The organism is Acetomicrobium sp. UBA5826, from assembly GCF_002433005.1.
Lineage (GTDB): Bacteria > Synergistota > Synergistia > Synergistales > Acetomicrobiaceae > Acetomicrobium.
On the sequence record NZ_DJHF01000006.1, the window covers coordinates 1 to 26,492 of the forward strand.

Annotated in this window: 23 protein-coding genes; 1 reads left to right on the plus strand and 22 read right to left on the minus strand. The window is 45.2% G+C overall.

All coding sequences use genetic code 11. The features are described from left to right. Positions 1 to 221 precede the first annotated feature (221 nt). From recA to B3N34_RS00970, 14 genes are all read right to left on the minus strand, one after another. Positions 222 to 1,370: a recombinase RecA gene (recA, locus tag B3N34_RS00905; protein ID WP_091462400.1), complete on the minus strand. Its 1,149-nt coding sequence runs from the start codon at positions 1,368 to 1,370 to the stop codon at positions 222 to 224. 3 nt (positions 1,371 to 1,373) lie between these two features. Next, positions 1,374 to 1,982 carry an RNA 2',3'-cyclic phosphodiesterase gene (gene thpR, locus B3N34_RS00910; protein ID WP_286973988.1) on the minus strand — a complete coding sequence of 203 codons (609 nt, stop codon included), beginning with the start codon at positions 1,980 to 1,982 and terminating at the stop codon, positions 1,374 to 1,376. Then, on the minus strand, positions 1,966 to 3,195 hold the full coding sequence (locus tag B3N34_RS00915) for a nicotinamide-nucleotide amidohydrolase family protein (protein WP_286973991.1): 1,230 nt from the start codon (positions 3,193 to 3,195) through the stop codon (positions 1,966 to 1,968). The genes thpR and B3N34_RS00915 overlap by 17 nt, the downstream gene beginning before the upstream one ends. A gap of 6 nt (positions 3,196 to 3,201) precedes the next feature. Then, positions 3,202 to 3,663, minus strand: coding sequence for a phosphatidylglycerophosphatase A family protein (locus B3N34_RS00920; RefSeq protein WP_286973993.1), 462 nt, complete (start codon positions 3,661 to 3,663; stop codon positions 3,202 to 3,204). Further along, positions 3,653 to 4,960 carry a 30S ribosomal protein S12 methylthiotransferase RimO gene (gene rimO, locus B3N34_RS00925; protein ID WP_286974002.1) on the minus strand — a complete coding sequence of 436 codons (1,308 nt, stop codon included), beginning with the start codon at positions 4,958 to 4,960 and terminating at the stop codon, positions 3,653 to 3,655. Before rimO ends, B3N34_RS00920 begins: the two co-directional genes overlap by 11 nt. Continuing rightward, positions 4,960 to 5,865: a helix-turn-helix domain-containing protein gene (locus tag B3N34_RS00930; protein WP_286974005.1), complete on the minus strand. Its 906-nt coding sequence runs from the start codon at positions 5,863 to 5,865 to the stop codon at positions 4,960 to 4,962. Before B3N34_RS00930 ends, rimO begins: the two co-directional genes overlap by 1 nt. Continuing rightward, the gene (rpe, locus tag B3N34_RS00935) at positions 5,866 to 6,540 is read right to left on the minus strand and encodes a ribulose-phosphate 3-epimerase (protein WP_286974008.1); all 675 of its coding nucleotides are present in this window, start codon (positions 6,538 to 6,540) and stop codon (positions 5,866 to 5,868) included. Next, positions 6,537 to 7,676, minus strand: coding sequence for a PASTA domain-containing protein (locus B3N34_RS00940; RefSeq protein ID WP_286974012.1), 1,140 nt, complete (start codon positions 7,674 to 7,676; stop codon positions 6,537 to 6,539). The genes rpe and B3N34_RS00940 overlap by 4 nt, the downstream gene beginning before the upstream one ends. 12 nt (positions 7,677 to 7,688) lie before the next feature. Beyond that, on the minus strand, positions 7,689 to 9,011 hold the full coding sequence (locus tag B3N34_RS00945) for an RsmB/NOP family class I SAM-dependent RNA methyltransferase (protein ID WP_286974015.1): 1,323 nt from the start codon (positions 9,009 to 9,011) through the stop codon (positions 7,689 to 7,691). Further along, entirely contained in the window at positions 9,011 to 9,706 is a 696-nt protein-coding gene (locus B3N34_RS00950; RefSeq protein ID WP_009202373.1) for a DUF6391 domain-containing protein, read from the minus strand. The genes B3N34_RS00945 and B3N34_RS00950 overlap by 1 nt, the downstream gene beginning before the upstream one ends. 92 nt (positions 9,707 to 9,798) lie before the next feature. Further along, positions 9,799 to 10,494 (minus strand): zinc metallopeptidase, encoded by a 696-nt coding sequence (locus B3N34_RS00955; protein WP_009202372.1) that lies wholly within the window; start codon positions 10,492 to 10,494, stop codon positions 9,799 to 9,801. A 72-nt stretch (positions 10,495 to 10,566) separates the two neighbouring features. After that, positions 10,567 to 11,700 (minus strand): DegT/DnrJ/EryC1/StrS family aminotransferase, encoded by a 1,134-nt coding sequence (locus tag B3N34_RS00960; RefSeq protein WP_286974024.1) that lies wholly within the window; start codon positions 11,698 to 11,700, stop codon positions 10,567 to 10,569. Between the two features lie 29 nt (positions 11,701 to 11,729). Next, a complete protein-coding gene (locus B3N34_RS00965; protein ID WP_286974027.1) occupies positions 11,730 to 12,395 on the minus strand; it encodes a GntR family transcriptional regulator in 666 nt (221 codons plus the stop codon). A 329-nt stretch (positions 12,396 to 12,724) separates the two neighbouring features. Next, on the minus strand, positions 12,725 to 14,098 hold the full coding sequence (locus B3N34_RS00970) for a PLP-dependent aminotransferase family protein (RefSeq protein ID WP_286974030.1): 1,374 nt from the start codon (positions 14,096 to 14,098) through the stop codon (positions 12,725 to 12,727). A gap of 154 nt (positions 14,099 to 14,252) precedes the next feature. On the opposite strand from B3N34_RS00970, the gene B3N34_RS00975 reads away from it, so the two are divergent. Beyond that, a complete protein-coding gene (locus tag B3N34_RS00975) occupies positions 14,253 to 15,092 on the plus strand; it encodes an HAD family hydrolase (protein ID WP_286974031.1) in 840 nt (279 codons plus the stop codon). Position 15,093: 1 nt separating this feature from the next. Here B3N34_RS00975 and B3N34_RS00980 read toward each other — a convergent pair whose 3' ends face one another. From B3N34_RS00980 to B3N34_RS01015, 8 genes are all read right to left on the minus strand, one after another. Beyond that, a complete protein-coding gene (locus B3N34_RS00980; protein ID WP_286974033.1) occupies positions 15,094 to 16,065 on the minus strand; it encodes a bifunctional heptose 7-phosphate kinase/heptose 1-phosphate adenyltransferase in 972 nt (323 codons plus the stop codon). A 10-nt stretch (positions 16,066 to 16,075) separates the two neighbouring features. After that, on the minus strand, positions 16,076 to 17,557 hold the full coding sequence (locus tag B3N34_RS00985; protein WP_286974034.1) for an AMP-binding protein: 1,482 nt from the start codon (positions 17,555 to 17,557) through the stop codon (positions 16,076 to 16,078). After that, a complete protein-coding gene (locus tag B3N34_RS00990) occupies positions 17,544 to 18,779 on the minus strand; it encodes a M20 metallopeptidase family protein (RefSeq protein WP_286974035.1) in 1,236 nt (411 codons plus the stop codon). Before B3N34_RS00990 ends, B3N34_RS00985 begins: the two co-directional genes overlap by 14 nt. A gap of 8 nt (positions 18,780 to 18,787) precedes the next feature. Continuing rightward, complete coding sequence (locus tag B3N34_RS00995; protein ID WP_286974038.1) at positions 18,788 to 20,164, minus strand: hydrogenobyrinic acid a,c-diamide synthase; 1,377 nt, start codon at positions 20,162 to 20,164, stop codon at positions 18,788 to 18,790. A 504-nt stretch (positions 20,165 to 20,668) separates the two neighbouring features. Then, entirely contained in the window at positions 20,669 to 21,595 is a 927-nt protein-coding gene (locus tag B3N34_RS01000; protein ID WP_286974041.1) for an RluA family pseudouridine synthase, read from the minus strand. Next, on the minus strand, positions 21,570 to 23,360 hold the full coding sequence (locus tag B3N34_RS01005; RefSeq protein ID WP_286974044.1) for a PEP/pyruvate-binding domain-containing protein: 1,791 nt from the start codon (positions 23,358 to 23,360) through the stop codon (positions 21,570 to 21,572). Before B3N34_RS01005 ends, B3N34_RS01000 begins: the two co-directional genes overlap by 26 nt. Positions 23,361 to 23,374: 14 nt before the next feature. Continuing rightward, on the minus strand, positions 23,375 to 25,081 hold the full coding sequence (locus tag B3N34_RS01010) for a PEP/pyruvate-binding domain-containing protein (protein WP_286974047.1): 1,707 nt from the start codon (positions 25,079 to 25,081) through the stop codon (positions 23,375 to 23,377). A 32-nt stretch (positions 25,082 to 25,113) separates the two neighbouring features. Continuing rightward, the gene (locus tag B3N34_RS01015; protein WP_286974065.1) at positions 25,114 to 26,322 is read right to left on the minus strand and encodes a 2,3-bisphosphoglycerate-independent phosphoglycerate mutase; all 1,209 of its coding nucleotides are present in this window, start codon (positions 26,320 to 26,322) and stop codon (positions 25,114 to 25,116) included. Positions 26,323 to 26,492: the final 170 nt, after the last annotated feature.

Genomic DNA, 26,492 nt, shown 5'->3' on the forward strand with positions numbered 1-26,492 from the left:
TGAACTTGTCAAGGTGCTGATTGAATACCTCCGGTGTGTTACGAAATCATTGCAGCCCGAAGGTAAGTGTTATATTAGCTTCATCGATACCATTTGTCAATACCAACTATGAGTATCAGTTTCATAAATAAGATACATACTATATGATATGAATAACTTACTATAAACTATAATTTATATTAAATAAAAGGGACAAGCACAACAAATAATCTATGTCATAACTATTCCGAATCATCTACTTCCAATTCAAGTACTTCCTCTTCGTCACCAAGTACTATCCCGTCGGAATTTCCCCCACGTTCCTCCTCGCTGGCATCCTCTTCCTTTGCATACCTCGGAGGCGACAAATTCACCAGACCAGCCGTTTCAGCCAAAATGCTTTTAACTTCCTGAGCTATCTCTTCCATTAATTCCGGTTGTTCTTCCATCAGCTGAGCAACCTTTTCTTTGCCTTGGCCAAGTGTTTCTCCTTTATACGCCAGCCAAGAACCTCTTTTTTTGATCACATCCATATCTAACGCCATGTCCAAGATTGCCATTGCCTTCGGGATTCCTCTTCCGTATATCAATGAAGCATGAGCTACCCTGAAGGGCGGCGCTTGCTTATTTTTGACTACTTTGATCCAAAGTTCGTGTCCGATGATGCTATCTCCCTTTGTGATCGACTTTCCCCTGCGCACTTCTATGCGAACGGAACTGTAAAATTTCAGCGCTCTTCCTCCGGTCGTCGTCTCTTGGGGCCCGCCATATCCGGACATTCCAATTTGAGCTCTCAGTTGGTTTATAAAGACGACAACACACTTGCTCTTGGATATTGAAGCCGCAAGCCTCCTTAGAGCATAGGACATCAAACGCGCCTGCAACCCAACTTGGGTTTCTCCAATCTTGCCGTCTATTTCCGCTTGAGGAGTGAGCGCCGCAACGGAATCCACTACTAAGATATCTACGGCTCCGCTCCGCACGAGGGAGTCTAAAATATACAGCGCCTGTTCTCCGCTATCTGGTTGGGAAATAAAGAGGCTTTTTGTGTCCACACCGACGGAAATGGCTAAAGAGGGATCAAGTGCATGTTCGGCGTCTATAAATGCCGCTACACCTCCCAGCTTTTGAGCCTCCGCTACGGGATGCAGGGCGAGCGTAGTCTTTCCGGATCCCTCAGGCCCAAATATCTCTATTATTCTGCCGCGGGGCAATCCCCCCGTACCAAGTGCGATATCCAAAGGCAATATGCCGGTTGGTATTACCTCCACAGACGAAACGCCTCCATCGCCTAAACGCATTATGGCTCCTTCCCCGAACTTGCTTTTAATATCAGAAATAGCCTGTTGAAGTATATCTTCTCTCGTTTTAGCGCTTTCTTTTTTTGCCATAATTTATAAGGCACCTCCCAGTTTGTAACGAACCAAAGGAGTGTAAATAGCTCCCCTGGGCGTTAGGTCGCTTTTCATAAAAGTAAAAATTTCTACAGGCCAAGATATGTCACGAACTTTCATGTTGGCCATAAAATCGATTAAAGTTGGCGTAACATCAGACGGTTTTTTGACTCTTGCTAAAGTTAAATGGGGAGAAAAGGGTTTTTCGTCTTTATGAACGCCCTTAAAGGAAGAACATACTTTCTCTACCATTAATTGCAGCTTAAATAAAGGAGACAAATCACCTGATATCCCTAACCATAAAACTCTGGGCCGCTTTAGACTTGGGAATCCGCCTATACCAGAAAGTTTTAAAGTGAAAGGATCAATCCTCGAAGTATCGAGCCTCTCTTTCAATTCTCGAGATATCATATCCACGGTGGGTTGTGATATATTGCCGCAAAACTTAAGCGTTAAATGAAGTGCTTCTCTGCTCACCCATTTAAGGTTAGGGGCTAGGGGTTTAAGTTTTTCCGTTATTTCTTCAATTTCGTCCTTTAAATAGTCGTCTAGCTCGATGCTTAGAAAACACCTGATTTGATTATTTTGAACATTATCTTTTTTGGCCAAGCCTCTTTAACTCCCTCCAAATTGCCTCTAAGGCTATATTTTTGCTCCAAAGGCGTATAGTTTCCCTATCTCCGTTGAGATGCCTCGTAAAGGCCCTCTCGTCACCCCTTGCGGAAGAGACGGCGAAACATACTGTTCCGACGGGCTTATTAGGGCTTCCCCCCGATGGCCCAGCAATACCGGTAACAGAGACCGCATAGTCGGCTTTGAAAATTCTCATAGCACCACTCGCCATGGCAAGCGCACATTCCTCGCTAACTGCTCCAAAACTATCCAATACTTTCTCAGGGACTCCCAAAATGATCTTCTTAGCTAAATTGCTGTAACATACAGCACTTCCCGCAAAAACCGAAGACGCTCCCGGAATTCTTGTAATGGATTCTCCTACCATACCACCCGTACAAGATTCGGCGAAAGCTAAGCTTGCTTTTAAATCTGACGCAAGTGCAATTATGGCTTCTTCTAAACAAGAAACATCGTCGGGAAGCACGTCATCCTCGAGAATTGTTTTAATTTCACACAGAAGAGTGGACGTTAATTCCTCAGATCCCTTTATGGCCAAAGTCACTACATTGGGTTCCGGCAAAAACATAATATAGTTGGGAAACTTTTTAACTAGGTCGCCTAGAGCTTCCTTCAGTTCACTTTCAGGCCATCCTACGATCTTGCATAAAGCAAGGCGTATGGAGGCAACCTTTTTCAGGCCACTCAGATATTGCTGCGCCATAGCCTTAAATTCCATCGGCACTCCCGGTAGGGCTAGAATTTCGGTTTTCCCGGCGTGAACCAAAAAACCTAGAGCAGAACCCACAGGGTTAAAAATAGCCTTTGAACCCAATGGAATGGACGCCTGCTTATCGCAACATCCTTCTAGATATTTTTTAGATTCAAACGAATGCCGGGCAATGATGCAATCGTAAGTTTCATCATCCCTCACCAGAGGAACCTCTAGAAACTTGGCTATAGCTGCTCTCGTCCTGTCATCATGTGTGGGGCCAAGACCGCCTGAAATAACAATGAGGTCCACTTTACCAACCCAATAATTCAGTAAGTCTATAAGAATTTCCTCTTCATCTCTAATGACTTCTAAAGCTCTTACATCATAATCTCTAAGGGCCAACTCCCTGGAGAGCCATGAAACATTGTCTTCCCTTTTAAGTCCTAAAACGAGCTCATCGCCAATAGCGACTAACAACGCCTTTTTTATAAACATACTTTCCTACCTCGCCAATATGTTTACAAAACCACCATCAAAATAAAGCCACTTAACGACACATAATATAAGATTGGTCATTACGCCACCCACAAAATCATCGGCCATTATACCCCATCCGCCGGGTGCTTTTTCGCTCCAGGAAATAGGAAATGGCTTGAATATATCAAGGACTCTGAAGAGAAAAAGGCCTGCTATTACATAACCGGTGGGGTGTCCATACAATGCTATCCAAGTACCTATGACCTCATCTATGACAACTTCCTTGGGGTCTTTCTCTTTTATTCTTTTGGAATATCTATCGGAGGCGATAACTCCAGCCAGCGCAATAACAATTATCAGCCACCAGGAAGGCCTTGTAATAACAAAAACAGCTGCGGCTACGCATGATGCCAGAGTGCCCGGCATCGACGACACTCTACCTACTCCCCACAAAACAGCAGCTTCTTCAAAAAAATTACCCCTCATCGACAACTACCTCGGCTTCCATATCGTGCTCTGTAACTGCATTAATTCTCACATTTAGAAAGCCCCCACAAGGTACATCCTTCACTCCCTTTATTGCAATAACGCCGTCAACCTCCGGAGCTTCTCTAAAGGATCTTCCCAATACACAATCCTCGTAGTTTCTTTCTTCTACGATGACCTTTAGCTTGCGACCTAAAAAACGTTCCTGTCGGCTCAATGATATATCTGCCTGCAGTTCCATCAATATGTCTAACCTTTTCCTTTTGACCTCGTCAGAAACCTGTTTCTTTATGCCAGCTGCCTTGGTGCCCTCTTCCGGCGAATACAAAAAGGCTCCAACTCTGTCTATCTCCATATCCTCGAGAAAGCGCAGTACTTTTTTAAATTTAAAATTATCTTCTCCCGGAAAACCAACAATTATAGTAGTCCTCAGTGCAAAATCCGGATCTATTTTTCTTGCGTAGGAAAATATCCTTCGTAAATCCGATTCGGTCACATTTCTATTCATACACGAAAGGATCTCATCATCAACATGTTGGATTGGAATGTCAAGATATCTTAGGACATTTTTATAGCTGGCGATGCGCTCTAGAAATTTTTCATTAACACGCATCGGATGAAGATATAAAGGCCTAATCCACATACCGTCGGGCACATGTTTTTCCAACAAATCAAGCAACTCAACTAAATGAGAGGAACCGTCCCAATCCATGCCATAGGCAGTCAAATCTTGTCCCACTAGGCAAATCTCCTTTGCTCCCTGCAATACGAGATTTTCCGCTTCTTCTAAAATCTCATCAATAGACCTGCTTCTCAGTCGACCCCTAATAGAGGGTATAGTGCAATAGCTGCAGCAATTATTGCATCCTTCCGTTATCTTTAGATACCTGCTCCACGTTGTCGTCTCCGGGATAAAACCCCGCAAACAAGGCGAAAAGCTCGTGTCATTTACGCCAAGACAGCTCAAAACATGTTCCCATTCTTCCGACCTTGCCCATATGTCTACCGTTGGGAACTCCCTTTTTAAGTCGTCGCCATACCGGTTCAAGAGACAGCCTAAAACGCCAATTTTTTTAACCTTTCCCAAACCTTTAAGCTCTTCCAAATGCAGGATGACATCGATACTCTCCTTAACTGCAGGCTCTATGAAGGCGCAGGTGTTCACGAGTATGACGTCGGCTGACTCGAAATTTTCCGCAAACCCAAATCCCTTTGAAGTCATTGCCCCGGCAAGCTTTTCGCTATCTACCTGATTTTTTGCACACCCTAAACTTACTATGAAAACTCTTTCTTTCATTAATCCGCCTTCACGACCTTCCCGTCTGCCTGATAAAGGACTGTAACCACGGAACCTCTGGGCATCTCTGCCTTTGTTCCCATCCACGTTACATCCACTGCAGCCACGTTGCCAAAACGCACCTTGATAGGCTCGCCAGTTGTCTCAAAGGTCTTCGTCTCGTTTCGCTGAAGAGTTCCTTCGTATATTTTTTCGTCTCCCCTTGAAACTCGCACCCAACACCTTCCTCTGGAAGCCTTGATCTCCAATATCTTAGAGATTTCCTTTGCAGTTTCCTCTTTCTCTTTTTCTTGTGCTTTCATCGCTTCCCCGCCCTCGACGTGAGGTAAGGTGGCTTGTAAAGAAACATCTTCATCGTGTCTTTCAACAATAATGGATTGTTCTTGATTATCTTCAAAGCCGTTTATTACAGCTAGGATATCCTCCGGCGAGGCGTCTGGGCCAACTTCCGTCTCCACTGATACGACATTTTTAGGCTGTTTAATTATGTCTATAACATGCTCCCTGCGAAGATAAAGCAAACTCCCGCTTGCCCCCAAAAGCAAGATCAAGACAGCATATATCCACCACCTTGAGGTTGCCTTGAACCCTTTGGGCGGGGGGGTATAAGTACCCAGAACAGATGATATTTCGACCTGCTCGTCCATTGGAAGAAACGAATCATATTGAGACCACAACTCCGAAAGTCCGAGGTAGCTCAAATATTCCTTAATAAAGAAACGGGCAAATATCCTTCCTGGCAATCGATCCATTTCGCCGCATTCAATAGCTAACAGATGACTGCGAGGTATTTTGGTATCTTTGGCTACGTCATCCAAAGATAACCGCCTTTCCTCTCGCGTGCGTCGAAGAATATCGCCTAATTCCGAGAGACTTTTGCCCTTGAGATCTTTATCCTTCGCCACCTATTGGAACACCTCCATTATCTTATCCCGCATGGTTTTTAAAGCAAAGGCAGGATCGCTATGGCCAAATACGGCGTTCCCGGCTACAATCACATCACAACCGTAGCGCACTGCGGTTTGTACATTTTCCAGTCCTAATCCTCCATCCATCTCTATTAAAAAGTTAAAATTTTTAACTGCCCGTTCTCTGTAAAGCCATCCAGCCTTTTCCAAAACCTGCGGAATGAACTTTTGACCTCCAAACCCCGGATTTACTGACATAACCAAAACCATGTCCAGGAAAGGAAGGAGTGGAGCAACCCACTCCACAGGTGTTCCGGGATTAAGGGCAATACCACATTTTATACCGCTGTCTCTTATGCGTTGTAAAACTCTATGAGCGTGAGGGGTTGCCTCTATCTGTATTGTCAAGTAGTCGACACCTAGGGGAAGAAATAAATCTATAAAACACTCAGGCGATTCGACCATAAGATGCACATCGATAGGAAGAGAAATGTTTTCATCACTTCTAAGTGCAGCCACCAAATTTGGCCCGTAGGCCAAATTTGGCACAAAATGACCATCCATCACATCAATATGTAACCAGTCGCACTGCCCTTTAATTTTTTCAATATCACCCGCTATATCGAGCGGGTTAGCCGACAAAAGAGATGGAGCTAAAATAACTTTTCTCAAAAATACCTCTCCTCCCAGACAAACTCTCCTCCTAAGTATATAGTTACGACCAACTGCTCCGTGTACGGTATGTCGAGCGTTATATATTCGTTACCCTTTACCTCTTTACTCAAAATAGTACGTTCCCCTCTTTTATCGGTCGCCTTAATGACTAACTCCAAAGGTCGCGATAAAGGAGGAACGGGATATCTAACTTTGGCCTGTTTCGTCTCTGCTTGCTGCTCATCGGCTCCTTTTTGTCCGGAAACATCTGCAGGCTTAGGTTGCGGTTTCTCGGTTTTTACCTCCTCATGTTGTGTTCCTTCGCCATCAGGTTTTGCCGGTTCCTTGGCTGCAGGTTTAGGGGGCGAAGCAACGACATCTTGAGAAATCGCAGCTCCGGGAACTCTGACTACTTCCTGAGAAGGTTGTTTTTGAGGAGCTTTCCCGCTGGATACTATCAAAGTGACTTGGCTCCCCCTCGCCACTTGCGTTCCGTCTCTAGGCTTGGTCGACATTACAACTCCCTGTTGAGTCGAAATTGTATCTATATATTCTATATTTTTTGCAAATAAGCCCACTTCGCTCAACACTTTTTTGGCCTCTTCAACGTTCATTCCCGTAACGTTGGGCAAGGGAAAAACGTTATTGTCGCCAACGTTAGGGCCGAGGCTGACCAACACATTGACGCGGGTTTTTGGCGGCACCCTGGCAGGAGCTGCAGGACTTTGGGCAATAACAACTCCAGGAGGAACATTGCTATCGTAAATGCGCAAGACATCTCCAGCAATAAAGCCCGATTCTTCTAGCTTACTCAATGCACTTTCATACTGCATTCCCCTGACATCAGGAAGTGCATGACGCTCGCCACCGCTACTCACTCGCAATATAACAACTCTGCCGCGTTTCACTTTATCTCCTGCTTCGGGCAATTGCCCCAAGACCACTCCAGGCATTTGATAGGAACCGACTTCCTCCACCTTGGGCAACAACCCCAATTGCTGGAGATTTTCCATTGCCACGATGGCACTTTTCCCTACTAAATCAGGCATCGTTACACTGCTCCCACCGAAGAAGACAAAATAGAGCATGGTCAAACCGCTGCAAACTAATACCAATAAGACAATCAGTAAAGAGAGGCTAATCCATCGCCTCATTTCTTTCCCCCCTCAGCGTTTCATTAAAATACATAAAAAGAAACCATCCACCCAAGGACTCCCGGGCAACAAGTAATAACCAAAGGGTCGCCCCCTCTGTAAAGGGAACCCTCCTCCCTCTATCTCAATTTCTATGATATCGGGGTTAGAGCAAAGGGCCTCGCCTATTACCCTTTCGTTTTCTTCTCTAAAGACGCTACAGGTGCTGTAAACGACAATTCCCCCGGTAGTTACCATGCCGATAGCACGTTCCAACAAATCCCTTTGAAGATCCGAATATGAGGATAACTTTCCCGGAGAAAGCCTCCATTTGCCTTCCGGATGCCTGCCCCAAGTCCCGCTTCCGGAGCAGGGAGCATCTAACAACACTATTTCGGGTGCCTCTTCTGGCGCTAATTTGAGAGAATCTCCAACCTTCCATATGGATCTCTCCTGCACGCCCAACCTCCGAAGCTCTCTGCGTCCCGCATATACTCTGTTTTTTGAAAGATCCCAGGCTTCGATTGTCACGTCTTGCGCTCTTTCCAAAATATGTCCGGCTTTTATGCCCCGTCCGGCACACATGTCCAATATCTTCCTTTTCCCCAGCGACGAAGACAGAGACAGCACTTTATCGGAAACAAAAATTGACGATTCAGTTTGAGGCGTCCACAGGCCCTCGTTGTAGCCTAGCATCGAAGGGGGATGCCCAAAGGAATTGCTTCTGAGAACATAGTTAAAATATGGAGACCTCCAGCTTTTCACACCCTCTTCAAAAAACTTCTCGCCCATTTCCCCAGGATCAGTCCGAGGAGACAGCCTAAAAGAGAGATAGGGTTTTATCAGCTGTGATACAAATAGCTTCTTGGCCAGATCCTGCCCCCAACTCTCCATCCATCGCCTAGCTATCCATTGCGGTAAACCCCAGAATAAAGCCTGATTTATTTGGTTTGGGCTATTTTTCAACTCCTCTAACTTCTCTCTGCCATCGGATGCAATCTTGCGAAGGACGGCGTTGACTAGAGCGGCATCAGCCGGATTCTTCTTTTTAGTCGCCTCCACAAAGGCATTTACCAATGACTGCGGAACGAAGTGTTTAATCTCCAACAAACCGGCACAACCCAAGATTAAGATGTCACGAGTTTCAGCCTGCAAAGTCTCAAAGGGCCTTCTCAAAAAGGATCTTAGTATCTCTACCCAAAGATTGTAGCGGCGCATTGCACAATAGACCAATGTAGAAGCCAACTTGCGTTCACCTTCAGGCAAATCTTCCCCGAATCGTCTCAGAACCTGTGAGAGAAACAAGCCTTTACGAGTTTCCTCCCATATCGCTAAGGCCGCCTCAACACCCTTCACTAATCCACCACCTCAACGCTTAGGCCATCTTCCGGCTGTCTCGTCGAAATAAACAGCTCCGAAGGCATCATAAATTTCATCCCCAAAAAATTCACCGGATTTGACCTAACCTCTATCCCATCTATCGTCATGCCACTGACGTCTTGACTTGTTGTGATATAATATTGTGCAATTTTGCTAAAAAAAGCACCAAATGCATGGGCACAAAGTATTGCCAACAATATCGAAAACAAACTTAAATGCCCGGTAAGGAAAAGAAATCCAACAAATACGGCAGCAGCCACTGTGTTCGTCACGACGATAGTTGTCCCACACCTTGGATGCACGGCCAATTTTCTCTCGCCACGACTCATCCTGTACAACCCTTCCCTCGCTGCTGCCAACACTAAATGAGGATCCATAACGCCTTTCAAGGTAAATCCGTTCTCATAAGCCATCCCCGCAATATTGGTTGGACCATAATTCTCTTCAATGACGTTAACAGTGGCATGTTCCAGGGCATGGTTTCGCCTGACTTTTTTGTTAAACAATATACGCAACAACTGTCCCGGGCCCACGATTAACCATATAAAAGATTGAGCGGCAAAACCCAGAGGAATAAATACCAATAGAAATATGAGGAAAAAAACCAACAATAACCCAAAAGCCCAGGGAGCCACGAACAATAATATTAAAAATAACAATAAAATCGGCATAACCAGATCCTCCGCGTCGGATAATATAAGGGGTGGCAAACCACCCCTTATATTATCACAAATTAATTGCGATAAGCCCAAGAAAAGAAGACTTACCTTCTGTCCACCATATTCCTAAAAGCCAACAGACGCAAAAGCTGAGCCATCGCCATTACAGTAGCTGCCACATAGGTCAAAGCAGCCGCATTTAAAACAGCTCGTGCACCGCCAACTTCGTCTTGCGCCAACAACCCAGTATCGGTTAGGTAGCGCAAGGCCCTTGCGCTGGCATCGAACTCAACAGGCAGGGTGACAAGATGAAATATAATCACAGCGACGAAAAACAGAATGCCTATATCCATCAATACGGGCGCTCTAAAAAGCAACCCTATAAAAAAGAGCGGAAATGCTAAACCTGTACCCAAATTCGCCACCGGGACTATCGCATTTCGAACTTTCAATGGTTTGTAAGCATTGGCATCCTGTATTGCATGTCCAACCTCGTGAGCTGCCACTCCTATCGCTGCAATGCTTGGACTCGAGTAAACGCTCTCGGATAAACGCAACACCTTAGTCCTAGGATCGTAATGATCGGTTAGCGATCCAGATATTCTCTCTATAGGAACGTTTGAAAGCCCGAAACGATCCAATAGCGCTCTCGCGGCTTCGTAGGCCCTTACTCCCTTTCGTGAATATACCTTCGAAAATTGATTGAAGGCACCCTGTACTTTTATTTGTGCCCATATCGCCAAAAGAAGCGCAGGTATCAGAATTATAAAAGTTGGATCGAAAAACAACGGGAAATACATTATCGTTCACCTCCTCCGCGAACCAGTTCCCCCTCACATATTATAATGGAAGATGTCATATACCACACCTCGCTAATTACGCCTGTAAAATTTAGCCATCGTATCCACAACGTATTCTTGCTCCTCAGGCAATAATTCCGGATACATCGGCAAAGATAAACTGTTTTTGCTCAACGCTTCGGCTTGGGGAAAATCTCCCATTTTGTATCCCAAAGAGCTGAATGCCGGTTGCAAATGTAAGGGCAAAGGATAATAAACCCTTGTCCCAACCCCATTTTCTGTAAGATATTTCATCAACTCGTCCCTCTTGTCGCATCTGACCACATATTGATGAAATACGTGATATCCGTCAGTGTCTTCATGGGGACTTTTAACGAACTCTGAAATGCCATATGTATCGAACAATATTCGATATCGCTCCGCTATTATCCTGCGTTGTTTGTTCCACTCGTCAACATGAGGCAACCTGCATCTTAAAATAGCGGCTTGGATTGCATCTAAACGACTGTTCATGCCCAATTCCTCGTGAACATATTCACCGCATAAACCATGAACTCTTAACTTTCTAATCCTGTCTGCAAGGTAATCATCATTGGTAGTTACTAAACCGCCATCACCATATCCGCCCAGATTTTTCGTAGGATAAAAGGAAAAACACCCAAAGGTCCCAATGGTCCCACAATACCTGATATCGTCGTCTATCTTGCGCCATGCTCCAAAGGATTGCGCGCAATCTTCTATTAAATAAATCCTTTTATCGCGCAAAAGGCCCTCAATTTTCTCGACCTGAGCCATATGACCAAACAAATGAACCACTATAACCGCTTTCGTCTTAGGTGTAATATGATCGTATATTTTGTCGATATCTATGTTGTAGGTTACAGGATCGATATCGACAAAGACGGGCCTGGCACCAAGCCTGGAAACCACACTAGCAGTTGCAAAAAAAGTATAGGGCGTCGTAATAACTTCATCACCTTCTCTTATTCCCAAAGCCATAAGAGAAAGCAGCAGGGCATCGGTACCGGAAGCACACCCCAGGGCATTACTTACGCCCAGATAAGAGGCAACTTCTCTTTCAAAACCCTCAACCTCTTCTCCCAATATAAACCTTTGCGATTCTAATACTCTGTTAACAGTATCTTTCAGCTCATCCTTCAACATTTCATAATTTCTTTTTAAATCAAAGGCCGGCACATTCATCATGTATTTATTATCTCCTTCCCAATATGAAATTAAACCATCTTTTTCCCATATGAAAATAAGAAATTTGACGTATTGATCATATGTTCCTCCATATTTTTTTCGGCCTTAGATACATCCCTTTCCCTGATCGCTTCCAATATTTTCTTGTGCTCGGAAAGGCTGGACTCCAGGATTTCATGTATTGGGGAATCGATGATAGCAGTATATATGCTAATCCGCGCTATGCAGTTCTTTATAAAACTTTCTAAGACTTCATTGCCGCTAAGATGAGCTATTATGCGATGAAAGTCTTCATTTACTGCAAGATATTCTTCAAACTCGCCTCTCCGGATCGCCTTTTCTTCTTGCGCGATACCCTCTTCCAACTCTTCCAGGTTTGTGTCATCCATATTCTGTAAGGCAAACCTTATTGCCGTTGTTTCCAAAACACTACGCACTTTAAAGGTATCCTCGACATCCTTTTGAGATGGCGATACCAATCGGGCACCAACGTTCGGAATTATTTCCAACAGGCCTTGGCTTGCCAATCTGCGCAGAGCCTCTCTTACAGGAGTTCTGCTCACACCTAAGGCCACGGCGAGATTAACCTCAGCTAGGCGCTCTCCCGGCTTCATCTGTCTCATCAATATCTTATGAAGCAATTCGTCATACACATAATCCGATGATGTGGTATAAAGTTTTTCTTCTCTCAACATGGTTAATTCCTCCCAATTTGGATCCAAGATATATGAGATTGCATTATACGATAAACTAAATAGAAATGAACATATCGACCGCCCTTTACTGTATAATGCAACCAAAATCCGAGATTTACCGTATTGTATCAGAGTTTTGAAATGTACACAACCCTGTATTTGAATAAGGAGAGCTGAATGTGAGGCTAATAATCTTAATTTTATCTATAGCTGCAACGTTCTTTATCGGTTATGCCGTGGCTGGCATAAGCACCTTTTTATATGGTTCCGGCAGAAGGGATCTGATTTTGATAGGATTATTGGGCGGAATTTCATGCGGCACCCTTGCCTTAATGCTGTGGAAGAAGCTCGTCATTCCAAGAACTACAGAGAATAGAAAGGACAAAAGAAATATCCGATAGCCTTAAAGAGCTGACAGAAAGCCTGACTGCTTCCACATCCTCCCCTTTAACCGAAAACGCAACCCCGGGGACAACTGAAACTCCTTGGGCCGCCGCCTTGAGAGCCGCCTTGCTGCCTTTAAGGCTTGGCAAATTAAGCCATAGGTAAATACCGCCTAAGGGCATCTCAAAAAGGGCTTGAGGCAGCATTTTCCTAAAGCCCTCGCACAACGATCTCATTCGCATGGAGATTTGATTTCGAACAAATTCCAGCGTTTCATACAACCCCCCTTCTTCAAGAAATGTAAGCACGAAATATTGGACCAAAGATGAAACAGAGCCGTAAAAAATCCTTTTTATGTCGAGGCAACTTTTCATCAAATTTTCAGGCAAAAGGAGGTAACTCATTCTGAAACCCGGGAAAAGCACTTGGCTGAAGGATCCCAAATATGCTATCTTTTCGGCATTTTCCATGGCCTTCAAAGCGGGCACGCTCTCCTTGCCGTACCTCAATTCCCCATAGGTATCATCTTCTATTATCAAAAGCGACTTCCTTTTTGCGATTTCCAATATCGAACTTCGCGTCTCTAAAGAAAGCGTGCGCCCCGTAGGATTGTGGAAACTCGGTATCAGATAAAGGACATCGCCCTTGGAGGCATCTTTTAAACTGTAGGCCGGATCGTTCAAAGATATGCAACAAACTTGCATTTTATTCTTCGTGGCCAACTCTACGACAGGAGAGTAGGTTAGTTCTTCTACAAATATATTTCTTACGCCCTGTTCTTTAATCGCTGCGATCAAAATGGCAAGTGCCTCCAATCCGCCAGCAGTAACCAGCACTTCATCGGATCGTGCTGGAATCCCCCTTAAAGCGGCATGCTTAACCAGTGCCCTTCTAAGTTCGGGAACCCCGGCCAAAGGCGCCGGCAAAATCAAATCTTTACCTACATTCAATGACAGGTCTTTCAACATCTTGGACAAAAAACGTGTCGCAATCAGACTTTTATCGGGTAATCCGGAAGCTAGGTCCCATATAACTTTTTCTGAGCACATCACTTTTTCTCTTGATACACCGGCAACATTTTTGCGGCGGACATAACACCCGCTCTTTTTCTTTAACTCGACATAGCCCTCTGCTTCCAGAAGAAGCATGGCTTCATTTACGGTAGTCCTGCTTACGCTCAAATCCCCGGCCAATTGGCGCGTTCCCGGCAGTTTATACCCCTCTGGAAGCGTACCGCTTTCGATCATGCGCTTCAGATGAAACGCTATCTGGTGATAAAGAGGAGTTTTAGACCCGCGCTCCAGAGGTATCTCCAACATAACAACCATCCCCTTGAATAAATCGCCTGTCGATGTCAAACTAATTATGCTTGGACGTCTGAACACTCTTTGACATGACAACATATTATGTTTAATCATGCGATTATCTCAATATATCGCATAAAATATATAGCACCAAGACATGGGAGGAAATATGGACAAATTAAAAAAAATTCACGATGCCCTTATTTTCGACATGGATGGCGTGCTCATTGATGCAACCTTCTCTTATCCAATGGTCATAAGAATGGCTGTACAATGGGGGTGGCGCTACCTGCTCGGCAATGACGTAAATTGTACCGCCTTTTCTTATGGACATTTCTACATCAGCAAGACACATCCGGCCTTTAACGATGACTATGATATTGCATGGATTTTATTGTCCCTTGCAGCTTCAAAGGGAATAAGATCTTTAAAAAAGGCTTTTCCCACCCCAAAACAGTGGGAAGAAATTCTGCAAAATTTCAATGGCGACGACCCTTCGCTACTGCTTTCTGACAATTTTAACAATATCGTTCCCAGATCATCTGTGAGACAGTTGTGCGAGGAGATCTACTTCGGTCGTGAGGAATACATTTCTTTACATAGCAAAGAACCCAAATGGTACAAAGGAAAGGGACTTTGGCGAAGAGAAAGGGCTCTCATCGATGTGCATTGGAAAGATCTTCCCTTGCCCGTCTGCATTTTCACAGGAAGGTCGCGGAAAGAGTGTCTTCTTGGGCTAAAGCTTCTTGGCTGGGAAGACCTTCCAAAGGAGAGGATATTCACTTTAGAGGACGGTATGCCTAAGCCTTCCCCCGAAGGCTTAGAAGTCTTGTCCGCGAGGGTGGGTGCCAAAAATCCGATATTTTTCGGAGATACGAGCAGCGATTTGGAATCGGCTAAAAGATTTGGCAGAGGAAAGTTCGTATATGTCGGCAAAACCCCTAAGGACTTACCTTTGGTCTTTGAAGATGCGCAAAAGGCACTGTCCGAACTGGGGTTTATCGATTAAATCATTGGTCTCCGTCGAAATAGGGCTTTAACTTTTCCCACTCGGGAGAATTCTTGATTTCTTCCGGAGTAACAGTGGCAGTACCCATCTTTTGTACGACCAGCCCGGCTGTCAAAGTAGCAAATTCACAAGCTACACGCCGAGGCAGCCTCAATCCAAGGGCAACGGCTATAGATGCGACTACCGTATCACCAGCCCCGGAAACATCGTAAACCTCCCTTGCACGGGCCGGGAAATGGATCAATTCATCCTTTGCGGCAAGTACCATACCCTGGTCTCCAAGGGTGATGACAACAGCCTCCATGGAAAGACGTTCCCTAAGCAACTGAGCACCCTCCAGAGGAGTGAAATTCCCATCAAAGACACGCCCTAAAAGCATTTCCGCTTCCAATTTATTGGGAGTCATAACAGTCGCTCCTATATACCGTTCTTTATGTTGCGGTTTAGGGTCGACTATAACGGGAATACCCCTTCCTTTGGCCCAATTGATGCACCCACCAGCCACTTTTTCGCTTACAGTACCCTTCGCGTAATCTGAAATGACCAATACATCGGCATCAAGAGTAGACAAAACTTTTAAAATATCTTTCGAAATATCGCATAAACGATCATCAATATAGTTATCCCAATCTACTCGTACAATCTGCTGAGAACGGGCAAGAATCCTCGTCTTACGTATCGTCGGAATGTTTAAAGTTATTGGAGAACATATGGCAACCCTTGTCTTATTCAGCAGAGACTCCAACAGGTCCCAGTAAATATCCTGCCCCTTGGGGGCCACTAAAACAGCATCGAATCCGAAAGCAGCAACGTTATTAGCCACATTAGCCGCTCCACCCGGCCGATAATCCTCCTCGATAACTTCAACTACCGGAACGGGGGCTTCAGGCGACAATCTGCTCGCACGACCAATGATATAATGGTCAAGCATAACATCCCCCACTACGGCAACTTTGCATCGCTTCGCTTTCACGGATACTCCCCTATCCTTCTCGCAATGCTGATCTTTTGGCCTTCCCTAGGGCAGTTTTGGGCAGGTTATCTACAAATTCGATGATCTTTGGGATTTTATAAGAGGCCAAAAGCCGTCTGCAATGGGACCATATATCTCTTTTTGCCGGCTGCTTATCTAATTTAGGCACTATAAAAGCTTTAACGATTTGTCCGCTCATGCTCTGGTTTACTCCAATAACGGCAGCTTCTTTTACTGATGGGTGTTTCAGAAGGATCTCTTCGACTTCTTCCGGAAATACTTTGAAGCCTCCAACCATAATTACATCGCTCTCGCGAGAGTGAAGCCTTATGTAACCATCGTCATCGATCGACACTATATCCCCCGTATTAAACCAACCGTCTTTGAAGAAAGCGCCAGTCAACCCGTCGTCTTCGAAGTAGCCATCCGCTACTGAGGCGCCTCTAATCCAAAGCACGCCCTCATGCCCTTTGGGCAATTCCTTTCCCTCATGATCGCATACTTTGGTTTCCACTATCGGAAGGGCAGGGCCTACAGTGCCAAGTTTTCTCGCAGAATAAGACCTGTTAACGGCTACCACCGGCGATGCTTCCGTCAAACCATACCCCTCCAGCACGCCGATCCCTAAATACTTTTCGAGAATTTCGTCCAAAGCAAAGGGGAACCTATCTCCCCCGGAGATTGCAGCTTTAATACGCCTTGGCAAGCTTTCTCCCTGTGATAGAGCTGACGTTATGAATTGATACATCATTGGTACGCCGACCAATACATTGGTCTCGGAGCTTCTAATCGCTTCCAATACGTTTTTTACGGGCATAAAACTGGACAACATGCATTGAGAAAGGTTTAACAACAGTGGCAATAGACCACATATTGAAAATCCGAGAACGTGAGAATTGGGAAGAGCATTAAGAAGTATATCTCCATCCTTTATGGGTTCTACCTGATCGATGCAACTTATGGCGTTCATATATAAAGATGAGTGACTTAATGGGACGGCTTTCGGCTTACCGCCTGTCCCAGAAGTATAAAATATGACGGCGCCGCCTTCTTGTCCGGGGTATTCCGGTAAAGCTTGAACAGATTCCTTAAAAGGTGCATCGTATAGGGCCAGCCCCCAAGGGATATGCTCACGATTCAGCTCGTCAACCAAATTGGAACGCTCTTTAGACAAAACGACCATAGAAACCTTTGCATGTTTCAAGGCACTTGTAACGGCATTTACCGGCTCGCGATGATTATATGGAACTACAGCACCCCCTAAACGCCATGCTGCCAAAACGTGGGCCCAAAAGGAGGGGCAGTTCGGCATCACTAAACCCAAATGCATACCCGATTTAAATCCACTGCCGTAAAGCTTTTCCGTAACAGCTTCCACCAAACCCCAGAAAGCTCCGCGAGACCACCAAACCCCATTAAACCAAATTGCTCTGTCCCAAGGAAATCTACGGCAGATGGATTCTATCTCTTTATCCAATCTATCCAATCTCATCTTCCCCCATAGAGAGCATGTTAGACAAACAAAAAGCAAGATAGGCTTCCGAACCTGTTGCAAAAGGAAGCAGATCTTCCGGCACATCGTACTTCGGATGATGCAACCAATATTTACCTCCCGTCCCAAACAGAAGAAAACATGACGGAATGACTTGCGTGTAAAAAGCGAAATCTTCGCCGGCCATCAATGGTCTATCCAAAATCTCAAAGTTCTCGTCTCCAAAAGAGTCACGGACAATCCTTAAAACTAAGCTTGTAAGCCCTTCATCGTTTATCACCTGGGGGTAGTTACGATGATATTTAATAGTACCAAGCCCCCTAAAGGTTTTTGCCAATAAAGGAACCACTTCCTCCAGTCTGTTTTGAAGAAAATCGCGAACCTCTACGTTCAATGCCCTCAGAGAGCCCCACAGGTCTATTTGTTCGGGAATAACATTATGCGCTTCTCCTGCTTCCAGGTGCCCAAAGGAGATAACGGCGCTTTCCGTAGGGTCTATTTCCCTACCCACTAACGCCTGAGCAGCGAGTATTACATGGGCAATGATCGTCCAAGGATCTACCGTAAGATGGGGGGCAGCGGCATGGCCACCGACACCTTGAATAGATATGTGAAACCTGTCGGAGAGGGCAGTCATAATTCCAGGCCTCAACAATAATTTGCCGTACCCGTATTTGGGCCAAAAATGAAAACCCAAAGCATAACCAATATTATAGCTGTCCAAAAGACCCGCATCGATCAACCGTTTTGCCCCACCAAGACCTTCTTCGGCCGGTTGAAACACCAACACCACGGATCTGTCGAGCATCTCCCTTCTTTGGGATAAAAGCAGTGCCACTCCCAACAACACCGCCATGTGGGCATCATGACCACAACCGTGCATTACCCCAGGGATACACGAAGCAAATGTAAGATCGGTTTCCTCTTGAAGAGGCAGGGCGTCCATAGGACACCTGATCATTATTGCCCTTCCTTCCCTTTTGCCACTTATTTTTCCTATGACGGCGGTGGTTTCTCCAAAGGCCTGCGTAACTTCAACACCGGGCATGCTTTTGAGGATTTGGAAAACTCTGGAAGATGTTACCCTTTCCTCAAAGGCCAACTCGGGAAAAACGTGAAAACCTCTTCTCCACTCGACCAATTGATCGTAAATATTAGTTGCCTCTTCAAAAAGATCTTCTTTTGTCTTGAGCCTCTCTTGCTTCGATATTCCCACAACCATCACCGTCGTCAACTAAACATTTTTAGCATAATTTCGGGATTGCTCCAAAACTCCGGCTTCACCGCAAAGGCCGAAGCATTTCCATACACCCAACCGTCTTCTATCGGAGCTTGAGAACCCTCTTGCTTTACAGTCCACGTTGGCATGCAGTTAAAACCCTTCACCTCAAGCTTAACCCAGGTAGGCCAATATCCGCTCAAAGATTTCCCGGTGCGTTTTTCGGAAGATATATGATCGATATTGACTTTATGGCATGGGCCTGAGCTCTCTGCATAATAACCCTTGAAAGGGAAAAATGACAAGCCCCTTATCTGATCTCCATTGGGCAGAAAAAAGGATTCTCCGAATATTGGAGATGATCCCCCTTCGATTAAGAGTTTCCCCTTAACGAGAACAGACGAAAAAGCTTTTGCTAAAGAGTGATTTTCAACAAGATCTTTCATAAACACATATCCTACGCCATGGGGAACATATATGAAGTCTAAGTCACTATAATTAGTTATTTCATCATATGGAAGTGATATTACGTCATATCCTAGGGCAACCAGCAACTTTTCGTTATTGTCCCCTCCCAAAGCAAGTGCAGGATGATGCACAACTCCAACCTTTCTCTTATCGGAACGATAGCTTATATCAAACTCCAACATTTCCACGTTCAACTGTGGTGCGCCACGAGCATGAGCCACAATTACCTCCCACTCGATTTGTCTTTCCATCGCAATGAGCCGGGCGGCTGCAGTTTTCAACGACAGCAAGGAACGGTTGCCCGACAATTGGCCAACTATGGACAAAAAATCCGGTTTTTGCTTGAAAATAAAACCCGGTATATAACCCAAAGCCGTCCATGAAAGTTCTCTGCCGACAGATATTTCTAGAAGTTGATACTCCCTAGGGTTTAAGACGGAGGAGAAGGCGACAGCTTTTATCAAATTTGAAATGGAGTTAGGCAATTGCCGCGCAAACTCCAAAACGCGCCTTGCAGTTATGGCAGAGGAACCGCTGGAAAAAAATACGGGAATAATAGGGCATTTCAATTGCTCAGCCACAGACTCCAAAACAGGGTTAACTTTGATTTTCTCCTCGCTACAACTTCCGAGGGGAGCAAAGAGTATATTTAAATGATCTTCCCGTGCCGCTGTGACGAACAGTTGTTTCAAGCGGTGTATATTTTCAAGCAAAAGCGAATCCAATACGGTTGCGCGCTCACCAAAGAGGACATGCAGCAAAGCCGTCATATGCTCGTCGATGCCCACTACGAAGGGTTTTATCTTATAACCTGCCTGTTGCAACGCAATGGCCATAATTACACCTGGAGGGATCAACGATTCATCTCGCTCGTCTGCAAATATAACTCTTGGCATCGAAAAGGTTTTATTGTCACTCATGAATAAAGTTTATCACACTTGCTATGACTGACAAACTCTTCAAAATTAGATGGCGGATTGCAGATCAGAAACGCACTTTAAAAAATACCATGGCCCACGAAATTATTATCTTTAGTGAGCCATGGTATCGACAATTTATTTACAACCCGAGCATCCTGAAGTTGGAAGCATTGCAGACTTAACTATTAATTTCGACCCCCAAATGGAACGCATTACTTGGATGTCTATGGTATCACTTTGAAAGGCCATGCCCTTCGGAACCCACAAATCGACATCTCCATCCTTAACCTCAAAGTAACCTTCGAGATTAGCCGGCTTCCCGCCCTCAACGAGGGCAGCATAATAGGAAGATCAACCCCCTCCCATTCTTTTCACCGTAATGTATCCTTCATTGCCCGACTCTTTTAGCTTTTTGCGAGCATCTTCAGATATAGAAACACCCAATTTAACTATATTTTCCATTAAATTTCACCTCCAACAAGTATCTCATGCAATTTAAAGCTATTATAGCATACCTATTATGGTATCCAAGGATAAATCAAAAAGATTTATCACACCTGCCAGATCTGCCGGTAATGGAGCACAAAATTTTTTGCCCGCCAAATAACTCAAATCATTCCCAAAAATTTCCAGAGAGTAGGCGTGCAGCATTGGCCTTCCTGCTTCTTTGCCGCCGCCGTCGCCGTACTTGACATCGCCAACGATAGGATGCCCGATGTACGATAGATGAACCCTAAGTTGATGGGGCCTTCCGGTAATAGGCTCCAATGCCACCAAAGAGGCATGATTTCCTGCCGACAAAGACATGTATCGCGTGGCAGACCTCTTGCCTTCCCTTTTGTTTACTACCGTCTTGAGGAAACGTTCGTCCCTTTCAAGAGGAGCTTCTATTACGCCTTCTCCGGATAGACGCCCCCTTACAACGGCCAAATATTTCTTGGCAACCCTTCTGTTTCTGAACATAGCTGTCAGTGCTCTTAAAGAACGAGGGTTTAAGGCGAGGGCCATTACCCCGGATATATTACGGTCTAGCCTGTGTGCCGGGGTCGGAATAAAACCTCCCTTAGTTTTATTGATCAAATTGAGTGCTCTGTTAACGACCGAGTCATCCTCTTTGGATGCCGGTTGGCTTAAAAGCCCTGCAGGCTTATTTATTATCAAAACATTTTCATCCATAAATATAACTTCCAAAGGTTTATCCGCTACATTTAGCGAGGGCTTTAGTTTCGCAGGATCTTCAAAGGGTACGCTGATTTCGTCTCCCCTGTATAAGCGATAGGAGGGGTCTGTTTTTTCTCCGTTAACAGTGACCTTTCCTTTTCTGATAGCGCGCATAATGGCACCCAGGGGTACCTGACTATATTTCTTTCGCAGGAATCTATCCAGCCTGACGCAATCGTAATCTTCATCTATCTTCCATATTTTCGCCATCGCACGTACCTTTTCTGACGGCAACGATTCCTATATTTCTTGCACAGTCCATATATACATCAAAGAATCCTTTGTATATTTTGATCCCCAGATCTTGCATCTTCTCGCAACATGCCGATTCGAACCACTCCTCACTGAAGACATTACCCTTCTCCCCTGCGAAGACCGGCATATAGAGGACGTTATCTATTTCCAGATCGGAATAAAAATGGGTACCATAGGAAAGTTCGGGCATAAATCCCAACACGGGAATTCCAACCTCTACGATGCACTTACAGTTGGTTAATTCGCTATATTGAACAGGGACTCCTAAGGCAGGATTGCTGGATCCAACTCTACCGGGTGCCACCAAAATATAGGAATTAGGATACAACTTCTTGTTGATCTCTCCTATGGCTCTCGCAATTTCATGTTTATTAGCCGCCGTCACGTATATTTTATGATCAACATATACTAGATATGGCACGTTCTCAAGCTGTCCGTCGGTGACCATTCTATCCGCCTTGAGAATCACAAGCTTACCCTCCAGGTCCCTTTCATCAAATTTAGACTCACAGCAACCCGTCCAAAGAGGCCTGGCCTGCAGCAACTCCAATTTCCTTTCGCTAGGTTCGTAGGCAAACTCTATATCCACAGGGGCACCCATGGAATCTTCCAAATGCTTAAGAAGTTTTTGCATTCTTGCAAAGAAGTCAGGGTTGTGTCTCGCAAACCTTTCAAAGGTAATGCAAACCTTGCTGTCATCCTCCTGTTGCCTGAAATAAGACAAATCGAGGTTTTCCCAATAACCGTTACCGTCATCTTCACGATATACCTGGGCATACTCTCCAAGCTCTCTTCCGTAATGCGTCAACAAATAATCTAATATTCCCTTGTCGTTTATGTTGTAAGTTACTATATCTCCTCTATCTCCGTCGATCATTTGAAAGCTCTCCTGGGAATGTCTCATTACATTGTAAGGATGATTACCCTCCGGCCTAAGATTTGGATTGGAAAGCGAAAAAATTCTAGCGTAACCACGCCTAGTGCTCATTGTTCCAAGGCCAAATACCAGCCGCAATAAACCATCTTCTACGTTCAGGCGAGTGCACCACCTTCTCAAGTTTAATGAATATCCGACTCCTGCCGTAGTTGGGAAATAATAGCGACCCTTCCATTTACCTGAGGCTCGCATGACGATTATTCCCATTTTGTCATCGCCCAATTTGTGTTTGTTGCGGTATTCCACAGCCGTTGGGAAAAAGGTCCTGGCGTATATTCGCTTTATTTCGTTCTCGATCGCCAAAACTCGTTCGTTTAAGTCTCCGCTGGCGTGCAGTAGCCGTGATCTGTATTTTCCGGCGAAGGAATATTTGAGCGAATCTTCCAGCATGGACGATGAACGTACCGCGATGGGGGAATCGATACATTCAAGAAATGAAGCTATACGTTCCCTTACATAACTGGGCAATTCAGCGTCAAGAAACCTTCGCTCTATTCTTTCGGGCTCACCGTCCAAGACGTTGTCCAAATCATCTATTTGGCTTAAAAATTTATCGAAGGCCTCGATGCTTATAAAAATAGATTCCGGCATCTCCGTAGAAACAAGTTCATCGACACCACTTTCGAGAAGGGATTTCATTCCAAAAAGAAGGGACCTTCCCTTTCCGCCGATATGACCGGCTCCCACGATCGAGCTTGCAAAACGATCATCGTTACATGGGTCCCAAGAAAAATAGCTTGCCAATTTATCCTCTCGCACTCTGCCAGAAACTTCAGAACCCACAACCTAAACCTCCTTTAGGTCTCGTCGACAATGACTCCTATTTCTCTTTCTCCATTTAAATACACTCCGAAATTTCCTTCATAGATCCTTACGGCTTCATGTTCGCCCATAAAGAAGGGTGTCTTCTCAAACCACTGCTCGTTGCAAATATTGCCATGCTCTCCGCAAAAAACGGGTAAATATAGTATCTTGTCTGTGTCGAGGTCAAGGAAGAAGTGAGATCCATAGGACAATTCAGGCACAACTCCGGCACTGGGGACACTTACCTCCACTATGCAGCCGCATCCCGATATCTCTCCGTATGATACGGGTACTCCAAGCAAAGGATTTGTACTGCCCCATCTTCCGGGGCCTACCAATATGTACCTTTTTCCCAAAAGCTTTTCGTTTGCCTTCCCTACGGCTCGCGCAATCTGAACGAATTCCCTCGTATCCATATATAGCTTGGGGTCGACATAGACGAGATGGCGAACACCCCTCAACTTTCCGTTGGAAATCATTCTGTTTCCTCGCAATACCATCCGCTCGGACGGTATTTGGGGAATCTCCACATCACCCCACTCTTCAAAAGTAGCAAGAGGCCTCATTTGCACTAAAGCAAGCCGATCATCTTCGGTCTCGTACGTAAATTCCAAATCCACAGCAAGTCCCGCTTTTTCCTCCATCAGCCTCAACAGGGAACGTATTTTTTCAAAAAATGTGGAGAATCTGCGAGGAAAGTTGGAGAAAGTCATAACAGGCCACATTTTTTGAATATCAGAAACAATACCGCCGTGTAGCATATAAAACATCTCTCCGTCGCTCAATTCCAAAAAGGAAGAGGCATTTTTGTGGTGAGTAATTATGTGGTCTAAGGCCATATCTATTCTGTTGCTTAAAAAGAAACCTCTTTTTAAATCGATATAATCGAATTCGTCTTGAGCATGAGCGATGATATCGCTGGCCCTGTTGCCCTCGACTCTAAGCCCCGGCAGGCTTAAGTAAAAAACCTTGGCATTAGCCCTTGCGACGGCCCTGGTACCAAGGCCAAAACACAGTCGCAACAAGCCCTCCTCTCTTTTTACTCTAGGACTTGGGCGACGATATACCTTTGAGAAGGCTACTCCGGCCAACTCGGGGTAATATAATTGGCCTCGCTCTCTGCCTACAATTGGCTGTATTATTATGGCCATCCTTTCCTGCGCCAGTTTAATACCGTGTCTTCTGCGATACTCCTTGGCAGATGGGTTGAAAGTGGATGCGTAAACTAATTTTATTGCCCTTTCAAACCTGTGAAGTCTGTACTCCAGATCTCCGCTATTTCCAAAAAACCTCGTCGAGTATTTGCCGGCAAAGGAAAAGGCAAGATCGTCTTCCAGAACTGACGAAGACCTGACTGCCACTGGAGTGTCGATATCAAGCAAAATGTTAACAAGGGTATGGCGCAAACTCTCAGAAAAATTGGCCGCTTCAAAAGCCCTCTCAATCTCCTCAAAATTTTCGGCACCCCTGACGATGGGCTCTAAATTATTGCGCACCATGAAGTCATTAAATACCTCTGTGGTAAGTACATAGGACACCCTGGGAAAATCTATACACTTCCCCAAAGGGTTGGTCTGAAGGGCTTCCGCAGCAAAAGCTACTCCCTTTGCCTTGCCCCCTATCTCGCCTTCCCCTATGGACCATTTTTTTGATCGATAGAAGGATGCGCCTTCATAATGTGCATACGGTGCGCTTGCCATTGACATTCACCAACTCCCGCTCACAAAGAGATTTAGGCGCCGTACTTTGACAGCCTCAACCCGTGAGCTAACATTAAACCCATGAGATGATGGGCGGACATAATTCCCAGCGCTCCCTTGGCACACTCCCTTTCACCAAAGCCGGAGCAATTGCCGTGACGAACGTACGGACTAACCAACAAAACAGGCACCGGATGCCAGGAATGGCTTTTTAATTGGCTTGGGGTGCTATGATCTCCGGTTACTACTAAGACATCGGGCTTAAGCTCCAATACCTTTGGTATCAAGGAATCAAGTTTTTCCAAAACTTCCTTTTTAGCCTCATAATTACCATCTTCGCCGTAGCTGTCGCTATACTTTACGTGGACGTAAAAGAAATCGTATTTGTCCCATTGAGAGGAAAGGGCTTCGAAAGGTCCCTCTAATCCTCTGTCAGCCTCAACCACTTCCATGCCAACCAGACGGGCAATGCCTTTATACATGGGATAGGTGGCGATTGCAACGGGATTTATCTTATAGAGCTGAGATAAAGAAGGCATATGGGGAGCTTGTGAAAAACCTCTCAACAAACAACCGTTGGCCTGTTCTTCCTCCGCCAGCAACTCTCTAACCCTCTTTATAAATTCGTTCGCTACGCTCGCCATAAGATTTCCCCTTGAAGATGAGGGTTCTGCCCACCTCATAGGAAGACCATTCTTCTGGGGGTCAGCGTCCTCGACTTCCTCCGACAGGCCATCACCGGAGAATACAGCCACGAATCTATGTTCTTCCCCAGGGTAAAGTTTTACTTTTACTCCCTTTATTTCCTCTATATTTTTCGAAAGAAAGGCTATTAGCTCCCTGTTTTTTTCCGTGGATATACGACCGGCCCTTCTGTCGACTATGACATCGTCGGGGCCCCAGGTCGCGAAGTTCCCCCTCACGCATACATCCTGTGGTGCTACTTGAGCCCCTACGCCCAAAGCTTCGAGGATTCCTCTTCCAATGCGAAAGTCCAAGGGATCATAGCCGAATAAGGCCAAATGTCCAGGACCGCTGCCCGGAGTAATTCCCAGTTCTACCATCTGCAGCAATCCGACTTCGCCTTTAGAGGCCAACTTATCAAGGTTAGGAGTCGAGGCGGCCTCTAACTCCGTTTTGCCGTTCTCCCCCGGCAAACCGCCTAGCCCGTCTATCACCAGTAATAATAGTTTTGTTTGGTTTTCCAGCACTAACTCGCTCAACAGATCTATTCTTTTCATGTGCCAAAGCCACCTCCTGCAATTTTCGTATCCTATGTTTGTTTATGATATTTTACACCAATTTTATTATTCATGACGGTGCGAGCAGCAAAAACTCTTTGAGCAGTCACTAGATTGCATGCTATAATATAACTATGTTTTGTGGCAGGACTAACAAAAGTAGGAGGCGA

Coding starts and splice junctions, on each gene's coding strand:
- recA (WP_091462400.1), bottom strand. CDS start 1,370: ATGGCAAAAAAAGAAAGCGCTAAAACGAGAGAAGATATACTTCAACAG.
- B3N34_RS00915 (WP_286973991.1), bottom strand. CDS start 3,195: ATGTTTATAAAAAAGGCGTTGTTAGTCGCTATTGGCGATGAGCTCGTT.
- B3N34_RS00920 (WP_286973993.1), bottom strand. CDS start 3,663: ATGAGGGGTAATTTTTTTGAAGAAGCTGCTGTTTTGTGGGGAGTAGGT.
- rimO (WP_286974002.1), bottom strand. CDS start 4,960: ATGAAAGAAAGAGTTTTCATAGTAAGTTTAGGGTGTGCAAAAAATCAG.
- B3N34_RS00940 (WP_286974012.1), bottom strand. CDS start 7,676: ATGAGGCGATGGATTAGCCTCTCTTTACTGATTGTCTTATTGGTATTA.
- B3N34_RS00950 (WP_009202373.1), bottom strand. CDS start 9,706: ATGCCGATTTTATTGTTATTTTTAATATTATTGTTCGTGGCTCCCTGG.
- B3N34_RS00955 (WP_009202372.1), bottom strand. CDS start 10,494: ATGTATTTCCCGTTGTTTTTCGATCCAACTTTTATAATTCTGATACCT.
- B3N34_RS00960 (WP_286974024.1), bottom strand. CDS start 11,700: ATGATGAATGTGCCGGCCTTTGATTTAAAAAGAAATTATGAAATGTTG.
- B3N34_RS00965 (WP_286974027.1), bottom strand. CDS start 12,395: ATGTTGAGAGAAGAAAAACTTTATACCACATCATCGGATTATGTGTAT.
- B3N34_RS00970 (WP_286974030.1), bottom strand. CDS start 14,098: ATGTTGGAGATACCTCTGGAGCGCGGGTCTAAAACTCCTCTTTATCAC.
- B3N34_RS00975 (WP_286974031.1), top strand. CDS start 14,253: ATGGACAAATTAAAAAAAATTCACGATGCCCTTATTTTCGACATGGAT.
- B3N34_RS00985 (WP_286974034.1), bottom strand. CDS start 17,557: ATGAGATTGGATAGATTGGATAAAGAGATAGAATCCATCTGCCGTAGA.
- B3N34_RS00990 (WP_286974035.1), bottom strand. CDS start 18,779: ATGGTTGTGGGAATATCGAAGCAAGAGAGGCTCAAGACAAAAGAAGAT.
- B3N34_RS00995 (WP_286974038.1), bottom strand. CDS start 20,164: ATGAGTGACAATAAAACCTTTTCGATGCCAAGAGTTATATTTGCAGAC.
- B3N34_RS01000 (WP_286974041.1), bottom strand. CDS start 21,595: ATGGCGAAAATATGGAAGATAGATGAAGATTACGATTGCGTCAGGCTG.
- B3N34_RS01010 (WP_286974047.1), bottom strand. CDS start 25,081: ATGGCAAGCGCACCGTATGCACATTATGAAGGCGCATCCTTCTATCGA.
- B3N34_RS01015 (WP_286974065.1), bottom strand. CDS start 26,322: ATGAAAAGAATAGATCTGTTGAGCGAGTTAGTGCTGGAAAACCAAACA.